At 43.3% G+C, this 13,072-nt stretch carries 7 protein-coding genes; all 7 read left to right on the forward strand.

What is annotated here, in order from left to right:
* Positions 1 to 14 precede the first annotated feature (14 nt).
* Genes H8706_RS03440 through H8706_RS03470 form a run of 7 tightly spaced genes read left to right on the forward strand, consistent with a single transcriptional unit; the run spans position 15 to position 13,062 of the window.
* A complete protein-coding gene (locus H8706_RS03440; RefSeq protein ID WP_262431497.1) occupies positions 15 to 986 on the forward strand; it encodes an ABC transporter permease in 972 nt (323 codons plus the stop codon).
* A 13-nt stretch (positions 987 to 999) separates the two neighbouring features.
* Positions 1,000 to 1,902, forward strand: a complete 903-nt coding sequence (locus H8706_RS03445) for a carbohydrate ABC transporter permease (protein WP_262431498.1) — start codon at positions 1,000 to 1,002, stop codon at positions 1,900 to 1,902.
* Positions 1,903 to 1,935: 33 nt separating this feature from the next.
* The gene (locus H8706_RS03450) at positions 1,936 to 3,102 is read left to right on the forward strand and encodes a hypothetical protein (RefSeq protein ID WP_262431499.1); all 1,167 of its coding nucleotides are present in this window, start codon (positions 1,936 to 1,938) and stop codon (positions 3,100 to 3,102) included.
* 27 nt (positions 3,103 to 3,129) lie between these two features.
* Entirely contained in the window at positions 3,130 to 4,782 is a 1,653-nt protein-coding gene (locus tag H8706_RS03455; RefSeq protein ID WP_262431500.1) for an extracellular solute-binding protein, read from the forward strand.
* 12 nt (positions 4,783 to 4,794) lie between these two features.
* Positions 4,795 to 8,178 carry a sugar-binding protein gene (locus tag H8706_RS03460; RefSeq protein ID WP_262431501.1) on the forward strand — a complete coding sequence of 1,128 codons (3,384 nt, stop codon included), beginning with the start codon at positions 4,795 to 4,797 and terminating at the stop codon, positions 8,176 to 8,178.
* Positions 8,175 to 9,038: a glycoside hydrolase family 16 protein gene (locus H8706_RS03465; RefSeq protein ID WP_262431502.1), complete on the forward strand. Its 864-nt coding sequence runs from the start codon at positions 8,175 to 8,177 to the stop codon at positions 9,036 to 9,038. Before H8706_RS03460 ends, H8706_RS03465 begins: the two co-directional genes overlap by 4 nt.
* 16 nt (positions 9,039 to 9,054) lie before the next feature.
* Entirely contained in the window at positions 9,055 to 13,062 is a 4,008-nt protein-coding gene (locus tag H8706_RS03470; RefSeq protein ID WP_262431503.1) for an S-layer homology domain-containing protein, read from the forward strand.
* Positions 13,063 to 13,072: the final 10 nt, after the last annotated feature.

Below are 13,072 nucleotides of genomic sequence, written 5' to 3' on the forward strand. Positions count from 1 at the left end.
AGGAGAGAGTTTTAATGAAAAAGTCATCTGCATCACTGCAAAAACATACAGGAAGCACAAACGGACTGACGGTATCGCGGGTGTTTAAAAACTACTGGCAGCTTTATGTAATGCTGCTTCTTCCCGTGTTATACATACTTATCTACAACTACGGTCCTATGGTGGGACTTCAGATAGCATTCAAAGACTATACCCCCCGTCTCGGAATGTTCGGAAGTCCCTGGGCAGGACTGAAGTATTTCAAGAAATTTTTCAACGACTACCAGTTTGCGAGAACGATTGTAAACACGGTGAGAACGAGCGTGTATTCGCTTGCGGTAAACTTTCCGTTTCCCATAATTTTAGCGCTTTGCATAAATCTTCTGCGAAACGAAAGATACAAAAAAACCGTGCAGATGGTGATGTATGCACCGCACTTTATCTCAATAGTCGTTCTGGTAGGTATGATGAACCAGATATTAAATCCGTATGTGGGACTTTACGGCAACATATACAAAATATTCACCGGTTCGTATGCACCGAATATCCTTGCAGACTCGAAATCGTTCATACATCTTTATGTGTGGTCGGGAGTGTGGCAGAATATGGGATATTCTTCGATAATATATCTTGCGGCGCTTGCAGGCATTTCGCCCGATTTGCACGAGGCGGCGCAGATAGACGGCGCGTCGAGATTTAAACGCGTCCTGCACGTTGACATTCCGGGAATTATTCCGACGGTTGTAATTATGCTTATTTTAAACTGCGGAAGAATTATGAACATAGGTTTTGAAAAGATTTATCTTATGCAAAATCCGATAAACTTAAAGGAAAGCCAGGTTATTTCAACCTTGGTTTACGAAAAATCCTTCGGCGGTGCGGGCGGTTCGTCTACGAAATATTCGTATTCCACCGCAATAGGTCTTTTCAATTCGGTTGTAAACTTTGTTTTGATTGTTGCGGTAAACAAAATAACGTCAAAATTAAGCGAAACAAGCTTGTGGTAAGGAGGGGGCAAAAATGAGCAAAACACACAATAAAATTTCAGATTCGCGCGAGGACAAAATTTTTAACATCATAATTCATATAATAATTGCCCTGCTTTTGGTGATTATAGCTTATCCGCTTATATTCGTTGTGTCGTCGTCCTTTTCGTCGAAAGAGGCGGTTACAAACGGCAGAGTTTTCCTGCTTCCCGTCGATTTCAGCCTGGAGGGCTACGAGGCGGTTTTTAAGAAAAACGACGTAATAATCGGCTACCGAAACACGTTTATCTACACGATAATCGGCACGTCGATAAACCTTTTTCTCACAATGATTGCGGCATATCCGCTTTCAAGGCGCGATTTGCCGTTCGGAAAAGGACTTACGCTGCTGTTTACATTCACAATGATTTTTTCGGGCGGTATGATACCCACATATATGCTTGTAAAAAGCGTGGGACTTATAAACAAACCTGCGGTAATGGTGCTCGTCGGCTCAATAAGCGCGTACAACCTTATTATCGCGCGGACGTTTATACAAAATAACATTCCGACAGAGCTTTTGGAGGCGTCGAGAATAGACGGGTGCAGTGATTTTCTGTATTTTGCAAAAATCGTTCTTCCGCTTTCAAAGTCGGTTATAGCGGTTTTGACGCTCTATTATGCTATAACTCACTGGAATTCGTATTTTAATGCGTTTATATATCTCAACAACCGAAAATACTGGCCTCTTCAGCTTTATTTAAGAGAAATACTGCTTGAAAACCAGATAGACGCATCACAGATTGCCGACCCCGACCTTCAGGAGGCAAAACAAGGTATGGCTAACCTTTTAAAATATTCGCTCATTGTTGTAAGTACAATACCCGTAATGCTTTTGTATCCGTTTATTCAAAAGCATTTTGTAACCGGAGTTATGATTGGCTCGGTTAAGGGTTGATTGTATAAATATTTTATAAAAGGAGATATTGTAATGAAAATTTTGAAAAGTTTAAGTTTGGTACTGGTATTGACCGTTGTATTTTCATCTTTTGCAATTTCATCTTTTGCGGCAGACGCTGAGGAGGCAGACGCTGAGGATAAGGTTATTATTTCCTCTATTGACGATTTGCCGGATATTACTAATTTTAAAACTGACCCAGGTAAAATCAGCGTTTCGGAAAACGGAAACGTTTTATCGCTTACAGCGGGTAATTTTGCCAACGGTGTAACAAATTACAGATTGGCAGGTTACGAGGCAGGATACAGATTTATAATAAACTCCAACAGATATATGAAACTCGGAAATATTTCGTTTGACCTTTGGAAAAATTACAAAAAATTAAGAATTGAATTTAACATTAAAATTGATAATGATACCGATGGTATAAGCTTTCGCACACATAGATTTACAGCCCCTAAAATTGTAAGCGGAGATTCAAATGCTTATTACATTTTCAGCGTAGGCGGAAAAGATATGATAACACCGTTGACGAGCAGTGAAAAAGGATATACATACCGTACCGCAAATTCAAAAAACTCTGCCATTTCAAAAGGAGAATGGCACAATGTTGTAATTGAAATAGGCGCAAATGGTGTAAATAAAGAAGTTAAGTTTTTCATTGACAACGCAGATGTCAGCAACGATATAATGGTTTTAAAAGGCAACACAAATAACAATACGGCAACAGAGATAGCATCAGAACCTATGAATATTCACGACGATTCAATAGGCTTTGGCGGTGAATGGGCAAAAGGTTGCGCTCTTATCCCCAACGGAAAACAGAGTTCGGCTTTCGGCGTTTCGCTCAGCGGACTTAAAATGACTGCAACAAACACGGATTTCACACCCCGTGCAGCAGGCAAAATCACAGCCGAAGAATTAAAGGGTACGGCAAATACCGAAACGGGAAAAATTGACACAAGTGCAATAGTTTACAATTTGACAGGCGAAACAAAAAATGTTAAATTGATTATAGCATACTACGACAGCGAAAAAAATCTTGCAGACGTTAAAACAGAAGTAATATCCGTGGCAAACACGCTTGTTAACAACGTAAACAAAGCGTTTGATAAACCGTCGGCATATGCGTCGGCAAAGGTATTTTTGTGGACGGATACAGAAATTATTCCGCTTGCAAAAAGCGCTGACGTAAAATAAAATATCTCTTTGTTAAGGGGGAGGAATATGAAACGTTGTTTCAAAATATTTAATACTTTGATTATTCTTTTAATTTGCGCGAGTCTTTTATCGTGCCAAAAAAATAATTCTTCTCCCTTATCACCCTTTCAAAAAGATGCCAACTTAAACGAAGTCGGCGTCTTTCCCGTATGCAAGGAAAAGATTACGCTTACAATAGGCATTGAAAACGGCGGAAACTTAATTGAAGATTACAAATCAAACGCGCTTACAAAATATCTTGAAGAAAAAATGAACGCAAATTTGGAGTTTATGTTTTTTGACGAGGGAGAGGCAGATAAAAGCATTAAGCTTATGATGAGCGCGGGAGGAAAAAATCTTCCCGATATTGTAATAGGCGACAATGTCGACGATTTTGATGTTATTGCATATGCGCAGAAAGGGCTTATTATTCCGCTTAACAACTATTATGAAAATTCATCGTATTATCTTAAAAAAATTATTGACAAAGAAAAAGGATTTCTCGACCTTATAACAATGTCCGACGGCAATATCTACACAATTCCGCGTTATACAAAAATTCTCCAGAACGAATTTGGTGTAAAGCTTTGGATTTATAAGCCGTTTTTGGATAGGCTCGGGCTTGATATGCCCAAAACCACCGACGAATTTTATGAGGTTTTGGAAAAAATTAAAAACGGCGACCCCAACGAAAACGGAACGCGCGACGAAATTCCGTTTATCGGTACGGGCGCAGGCAATGCGAACGGGTATCTTTTCGCCGATTTTATAATGAGCGCGTTTGTTTATGCCGACGCGGAGGATTATTATATGTATCCCGAAAACGGCGAAATTAAATTTGCCTGCACCGACATACGCTGGAAAGAGGGCTTAAAATATTTAAACAAGCTCTGCGCTCAAAATCTTTTGTCGCCTGCGTCGTTTATCACAACCGCAGACCAGTTTAAAAGCATCATAGACAAAAAGGACGTTATTGCAGGTTCGTTTATCAGTATGGGCCCGTATTTTTCCGACGAAAACAAAAGCCGTTATTCCGAATATAAGGTTGTCGAGCCTCTTATAGGCCCGGGCGGTGAGCAAAATCCGATTTGCTGGGCAACAAAACCGCGCAGCAGGTTTTTTATCACAAAAAACTGCAAATATCCCGAGGCTGCTTTCAGACTCGGCGATATTATGTGCGACGAGGAAGTTGCAATTATGAACAGATGGGGTGTTGAGGGCAAGGATTGGGAAAAAGCAGGCGAAAACGATACCGGCGTTGCGTCGGACGAGGGCTATCCTGCGCTTATTGTGCCGAAACTCGAATGGGGAGTACGGCAAAATTCGCATTGGCAGGGAAAAGGCCCCGGATACCGCGATTATAACATCGGTCTGGGCGTTGCGGTTACAGAGTCAAATCCTATGGACTACGAAATCGCGCGGTCGTCGCTTGCTTATAAAAAGCTTATGCCCGAAGAATATATTGTAAAGCTTGTTTACGACGCCGGCGAATATGACGAGGTTGCAAGAATAAGCGGAGAGATTATGTCTTACGTAAACAGCGCAACCGTGGATTTTGTCACGGGCGCAAAGGATATTGACGCAAATTGGGATAAATTTGTGTCGGACTTAAATTCGCTCGGCGCGGAGCGTCTTAAAGAAATTATGCAGAATGCTTATGACAGGACTTTGCTGAAATAAAAGGAGGAAACAATGAAAAGGCTTATTGCGGGATTTTTGGCATTTTTTACGGTTACTTCGGCTTTTTCGTGCGTTGCATACGGCGAGGGTGCAGAAAACACGGAAAAAATCCGTGCTTATGTTGACGGCAGCGAAACCGTTCACGCAAGCAATATGAAAGTTTATACCGGCGACAACGGCAAAAATGCAATTTCGTCTATGGGCGGAAAAAAAGGCTGGCTTTTCGACGTTGAGTCGGACAGCACCGATTATTACCTTTATATTGACGTTGACGATAATCTTGCCGATAAAAAGGATATGGGACGCGTTGTTGAAATAAGCGTTGATTATTTCGACAAGTCGAACATCAATATTGCACGTCTTAAACAGGTATCAAGCGCGTTTTGCGTGGAATATCAAAACACAGACGGCAAAATTGTCGAGTCGCCCTATTTTGAGCTTGATAATTCGCTTATGTGGCATACATACACTTTCACGCTTACCAACGCGGTTTTGCAAAACGGCGTAAACGGCGCGGATTTCAGAATTTGTTCAAAGTCAAAAACAATGGGAACGTCTGGCGGCAGCTTTGTTGTAAACAATGTTGAGGTTAATCTTACCGATAAATTCAATCATATAAACATTGTTCCGTCAACCGAGAATTACGGCAACAACTTTTTCACGGGCGAAAAAATTTCGTTTAAATACACTCTCGATAACAAAAAATACGCCGAAAAAAGCCGTCAGTACGGCGCGTATCCGCTGACTGCAAAATTCAGCGCAAAAAATATCGAGGGCGATGTTGTTTTTGAAAAAACCGATACGTTAAATATTGAGCCGTGCAAAGAAACCGAATATAACCTTGATGTTGATGTCGGCGGAAAATACGGAGTATATTTTATGACGGCGGTTTTTTACAATGACGAACATAAAATTTACAGCGAAAAAACAACGCGTTTTTCATATGTGCGAACCGATTACGGCAAAACTATGAACTATGCTTTCGGCACTTGCTCGGGCAGACGTGATGAATGGGCGCCTCTTTATCAGAAGGCAGGAATAGGCATTGTGCGCGCAATGGAGTCGTACAGCAACGTTATAAGCCGTGACATAAACGCGGACGAGGCTTTTGTTTACCCCAGAAGGGCAGACACGCTTTCACGCGCTTTAAAAGAGAGGAACATAAAGCAGATAAACACTTATTTGAGTGTAAAAACCGACCTTCTTCCGGGCGAACAGCTTCCGTATACCGAAAAGGGTATGAAAAAATATACCGACTACATAGATTTTGTCACCGAGTCGGAAAGATTTTCAATCGTTGCATACGATATGTGGAACGAATTTGAGCTTATGGGCGCGTCGTTTAACCTTTATTCGCGTCCAATGGAAGATTATATAAATCTTATGAAAACCACATATACGAGGATAAAGGAAAAGGCGCCCGACTTAAAGCTTTACGGCGTTGTAACAAGCACGGTGCGCAGTGACATTTTGGAGGATATTTTAAAGGCGGGCGGCGGTGACTATATGGACGGCTACTGCTGTCACGCGTATGCACCGAGGTACGACCCTATGTCGGGCGGACTTATCAAAGAACTTGAAAAGGCGCGCGCGGTGCTTGACAAATACGGATATTACGATATGCCGATTGTCACCTCCGAGCTTGGCTGGGCAGACGATACGTATTACGGCATTGACGAGAAAAGGCAGGGTTACTATCTTGTTGAGGGTTATGCCGCGATGCGGAAAGTGCGCAATTTCAATCAGTATGTGATGTACACGTTTTACGACGGCGGAAGAACAAAGGGCAACCGCGAGCATCACTGGGGGCTTATTGAGTTTTTGGGTGCAGACACGCCGGGCACGGCAAAAGCAAGCTATGCAATGGTTGCGAATATGAACAATCTTCTTGCAGGCTATGAGTATAAAGACGAAATCACGGTGAATGACAATACATATGCTTACCGTATGCACAGCAATGATAAAAACGACGACACGATTATGCTTTGGTCAAGAGGAAACGGCGGAAATTTAAGCATAGATTTGGGAACGGACAAAATCGACGTTTACGACGCGTACGGCAATGTGTCAGTCCTTTCGGGAATTGACGGCGTGTTCGGTTTTGCTCTCACCGAAGCGCCCGTATATTTAAAAGGCGATTTCAAAAAATTTGAGCTTGCCGAGAATAAAATTATAGACAAAAACGCATTTGACGTTGAATTTTCGCAGAGCGTTTCGTTTAATCTCAAAAATGCGAACGGCGGTATGCAGTATGAAATAACGCCGGTAAACGGAGCAAAGCTTGACATAAGCGAGGTTAAAGGCGAAAATTCGTCGGATATACACATAAAACCCAATAAATACGGCTCCGAAACCGATAGGGCAAAAATTAAGGTTTTTGACGGAAACGGCACTTATCTTGACGGATATTTATCGTTTTTCTACAAAACGCCCATTGACGTTGATATGAAATGCGAGCCCGGATTTACAAACGGCGTGTTCGATTACGAAGTTGTAAATTTGAGTATAGACATCTCAAACAATTCAAAAGAAACCGTTAACGGAAAGTTTGTTATAAACCGTCTTTCGGGTATAGAAGATTACAATGCCGAGTATGACAATTTGAGCATTAACCCCGGCGATACATATAAAATCGTCATAAAAGCTCCGTCCGATGTTAACGTTGTGAAAATGGAGGCTGCATTTGTCACAAGCGACGGAATAACAGTGGATTTTGCAAAATCCGCGTCGTTTGCGGTTTGCGAATATGCGTATAACAAGCCTGTGACCGACGGAAAGATAGGTGAAAACGAGTATAAAAGCTTTGTATATCTCGGCGCCGACAACGCAGTTGACATTCACGCGGTTGACCCGTACACGGGCGCGGACGACTGCAGTGCGCTTTTGTATTATTCGTGGGACGAAGAGAATTTCTACATTGCGGCAAACGTTACCGACAATGTTTTGTTTGACGCATCTCCTCAAAGTGCGGCAATGTGGCGTTACGACAGTTTTCAGCTTGCAGGGGTTTACGACCCCGAAAATATGCTCGGAACAAGCGTTTTGACGTCTGTTCTCTACGGCAAAACAAACGGCGAAAACACGCTCGAAATGGTTAAAAGCAGTGCGTTTAAGGCAATGACCGACGCTGACAGCGGATTTGAGGGCGCAATAAGCCGTGACGGAAAAAATACCTGTTATGAGCTTAAAATTCCGTGGAAAACCGTACTTACGCAGGACGTAGCCGTTCAAAAAGATACAATATTCAAATTCTCCGCGCTTATCAACGACAACGACGGAGGCGGACGAAAAGCGGCGGTACAGTACGGCGAGGGAATTTACACCGGCGGAACGACAAACGAAAACTTTATAAAAGCATATCTTGCAAAAACACCGAACGGGGGTAACGAAAATTGAAAGAATTTAAAATTGAAAACCACGCGCCGAGCTATCTTCCGAAAGAAAAAAACTGGACTTTGGCTTGGCAGGACGAATTTGACGGCAACAGTCTTGACGAATCGAAATGGAACTTCCGCGAGTATTTCTGGGGCAAAAAATCGCCCACGTTCTCGCGCGAGGGCGTTTCGGTGGACGGAAACAGCAATCTTGTTATCGCGCTGGTAAAAAAGGGCGAGGACTTTTATTCGGGACATCTTCAGACAGGCTCGCTTACATATGATATTCCGAAGGATACAACCGGCGTGTGGCCTTTCGGAAAGTTTGAAAAGGCAAAATTTATGCACAAATTCGGCTATTATGAAATAAGATGCCGTCTTCCCAAAAATCCGGGCTGGCACGCGGCTTTCTGGCTTCAGGCACCCGGTGTCGGCTCGCACCCCGACGCAAAATACTGCGGTGTGGAAACAGATATAATGGAAAACTACCGTCAGCACACAGAGGGGCTTATGCTTTGCGGAAACGGGTTCGGCGGTTACGGAAAAGACGCCGTATGGCCCGGACATTTCCGTTTCCCGTTTGTTGAAACGCCCGACGGCTGGCATTACTACGGCGTTGACTGGAACAAGGACGGATATACATTCTATGCGGACGGCAAAAAAATAGGCTGGCAGGGCCCGCCTCAAGTTGCGGTATCGCACGTTGAACAGTTTATTCTTGTAAGCACCGAGTGCCACGGTTATAACCGAAATTTCGGCGATAACTGCGGTGACGACGGCCACGGCGATATGTGGAGGGGAAAACCGGCAGACGAGCTTAAAAAAGCGGTGCTGCCCGACGCGTTTGTTGTTGACCACGTAAGGGTGTTTGACGAAATATAGGAAAGGAAAAACTGCTATGAAAAAAACATTTTCTTTAATTCTTTCGCTTATTCTGGTGCTTTCGCAGATGAGTTTTCAGGCATTTGCAAAGCACGAAGAGGACGGATATATATTTTACGAGGATTTTGAAGATTACAAGCTTTCCGACGATCTCCCCGACGGCTTCAGCTGGGGAAGCATCGGCGCGGACTGCACGGTGAGCGCAAAAGCGCAGAAATTTTCCGACAGTCACTCCACCGCTCTGCGCCTCACGTCGGAGGGTGCGAAAACAAGCTATTTTTCGGGGAAAATCGAAAAAACCGATATATCGAAGGGTATTTTAAAATTGAGTTTCAGCCTTATGTTTGAAAATATCCCCGATGCAAGCTCGTATCAGCAAACGGTGTGCGTTTACGGCGGTACGACGAGCGCGCCTTATACAAAAGGACTGCGTATCGACGACGGAATTGTGAAATATTTTTCCGACCCGGCAAGCCGTTGGAAAACAAGCACCACCACCGCTTTTATGGTGCCGAACGTTTGGTACAATTTTGATATTGTGTCCGACTTTGACAGCAACAAGGTTACATATTATATGAACGGCAAGGCGCTTATCGACGAAAAAACAGGCAAAATTGCCGAAACGGCGGGCTATAAAAACACCACAACGAGCATATCGCAAATTCAGCTTCTTGTCCGCACAACCCACCCGCAGGCGGCGTTCGGCGGTGCGGTGTATTTCGATAATATTTCGCTTTCAAACAGCGTTAAATCGGGCGCATTTGCGGCAGACGGAAACGTGCTTTATGAAAATCCGTCTTATCTTAATTTAAACTTTTTCAGCGGTGTTGACCTTGAAAAATTCGATAAAGATGAAATAACCGTTAAAAAATATAAATCGGACGACCCTGCAATGACAAACGGCGAAAATTTGGATTTTTCGGTTGAAAATCTTTCGTCATCAAATCTTACGGTGAACTTTGGTTCGGAGGTTACGCTTGACGGGTTCGACAAAATAGAAGTTGACTTCGGCAATAATACAAACTTTGAAAACCGTTGTCTTGCGCCCGTTTGGTTTATAAAAGAAAAAGAGGACGAAGAACCGATTACTGCGACAGAGCTTTACAACAGCGAGAAAGACGGCAGTTATGACGTTAATTTAAACCTTACAAACATTGAAAAGACCGACATCGAATACACCGGCGGCGCAAGCAAAAAATCGGCATTTCTTTTTGACAAAAAAGCCAGCGCGCCCACAACGGGATATTTGAAATTTGAACGCGCTGACGGCGAAAATGTTTTTCAGACGGGAAAAATTTATGAGTTAAGCTTTAAAATAAAAATTCCCGAAAGCGCATACAGCGTTTCAAACAGTGACAAAACCATAAATATAAGAGGCGGTTTCGACGCACTTACGGACGGCGAAACGGTTGTATATCCGAGCGGTGCGGCGCGTCTTTTGTATTTTTCAAACAGGTACACCACGGCAGGATATTTTAACGAGGACATTAAAAAGGTTTCGACGGTCGGCGGATACAACTATTCGTACAACAAAAACGCGTCGATAGACGGCGATTTTGACGCACTTTTCGACGCGGCAAAATGGCTTGATGTTAAAATGACGTATTATCCCGATACAAAGCTTTACGACGTTGTGTTTACAAACGATTCGGGAAAAGAATATTCGTGTCTTTCGCAGAATGTATTTTTGTCAAATTCCGCGCTTACAAAGGCATATGCGCTCGCGTATCCCGATGTTGACCGAAATACAATCGACGGCGGATTAAAGAGCATTGATTTCGGTATTCAGGCAAAGGGCGGTATGAAAATCGCAATGGACGAAATTCTTCTCACCGAAAGAGAAAATATACCCGAAGAAGCGTTTGTAAAATGCGTTTCGCTTAAAAATTCCGAGGGCGAAAACATACGGAAAGACGGCAATGCGTATGAGCCTCAAATAAGAAAAATAGACATTCTTTTCGACGGTGAAATTGATGCCGATACCATTTTAAACACCTCTGTTTCGGGCGATAATCTCCCGTTATATTCGGTAAATTATTCCGCGGCGAAAAAGACGCTTTCGGTTGATTTTGAAAAACCGCTTTCGGAGAACAAAACATATACGGTAATTCTTCCCGATACAATGAATTTCAAATACGGAATTTCTCAAATTCCGTTTGAGACGGCGAGCGGTAAATTTGAAATTTCAAATCTTGTATCAAAGGTTTATGACGGCAAAATGCGTGCGTCGGTAAAGGTTAAGAACACGGCGTCTTATGCCAACGAACCTACAACGCTTATTGTTTCGTCATACAAAAACGGTGATGCGGTGAACATAACCGCCTCTGCAATTTCGGTCGGCGAGGGATTTGACGATACGTTATACACCGCGGAAGCCGACATCGGCGACTGTGACACCGTTAAAGCGTTCGTTTTGAACAATGCTGATTTAACGCATCTTCTGCCGTACAGCGAAATAAAGCTTGCGGACATCGGAAGCGCCGAAAAACACGAGTTTGAATTTTCAGACGGTGCGGACGGAAAATTTGTTACCGCGCTTGTGTTAAGCCCCGACCCGAGCGACAGGAGAAATTCGTATTCCTTGGAGGCGCTTGCGGACAGCGGTGCGATTTACAAAATCGACGCGGTAAGCGTTAAAGACGGAAAATATTCTTTCGGTTTTGACATAAACGGAGCATCTGGCAAATACACGGTTTACATTGCCGATGAAAACGGAAATATCGTTGAAAAAAGCGAAATTATCCATTCCGACAAGACCGAGTGCGAAAACGCTCAAAGCCTTATAAACAGCGCGGTTTTAAGCGGTGACAAAGACGGAGTTTTAAATATTTTGAAAACATATCCGTGCGAGCTGGGCATTGAAAAAATCGCAATTTTCAAAAACGCTGAAATTTCGGCGGAATATGTTTCAGAGCTTCTTTTTGAGTCGGTTAAAAACAAGGCGCTTGACATTTCAAATATGACGGATACACAAAAGCGCGTCGGAAACATTTGCCTTGCATATGCGCTGAAAAACGGAAAATGCAGTGATATTGCAGAGTACGGCGAAATTGCAGAAGTGTTTGAAAACGAGAAATTTGCAAAGCTTTATACAAAAAATATTGCTGATACAAAAAAGGTTGCAAAAAGGCTTTCGGGCAAAGATATTACAGTTGATAACCTTTCGGCAAAGCTTTCCGAGGCGGCGGCGCTCGAGATAATTGCCGAGGGTCAGGGCTTTGGAAATGTAAAAGAAATTATGACGGATTTTGCAGACGAAATCGGAATTGATATATCGCGCGGAACTGTCGATGTTTACCGCCGGCTCGACGGAAATCAGTTTGAAGATTTTGACGCGCTCGGTGCTGAATTTAACAGAATTGCACCCGAAAAATCAACCGACGGGGGAGGCAAGGGCGCACCGTCGAAAAGCGCCGGTTCGTCGTCGGTGACAAAAGGCGGATTTACAGGCGTAACCCCCAATTTGCCGACACCTGTTGAAAAAGAAATTTTCGGCGACCTTAACGGCTTTGATTGGGCAAAAGAAAGCATAAACGCGCTTTACGAAAAGAAAATCGTAAGCGGAAAAGCGGACGGAGTTTTTGCACCCGGCGACAGTATTATGCGCGAGGAATTTGTAAAAATCATTGTCGGGGCATTCGGTATTGACGGCGTTTCGGACAAAAATTTCACCGACGTATCAAACGGCGCTTGGTTTGAAAATTATATCAAAAAAGCGTTCGGCGCAGGAATAATATCGGGCGAGGGCGAAACGTTCGGAGTCGGAAAACCGATAACGCGCGAGGATATGGCGAAAATTATCTACGGCGTTATAAAATACAAAAATTTAAGCCTTAATACAGGCAATACGGCAGAAATTTCGGATATTTCGTCGGTTTCGGACTATGCGTCCGAGGCGGTTAAGGCGCTCTATTCCGCAAATATTTTGAAGGGAAACGAAAACGGCGGATTTATGCCGAAATCGTTTGCAACGCGCGCCGAAACGGCGGTAATTATAAACAGAGTTTTAAACTATGTGAAATAGGAGGGGTGAA

The organism is Qingrenia yutianensis (assembly GCF_014385105.1).
GTDB classification, from domain to species: Bacteria; Bacillota; Clostridia; order UMGS1810; family UMGS1810; genus Qingrenia; species Qingrenia yutianensis.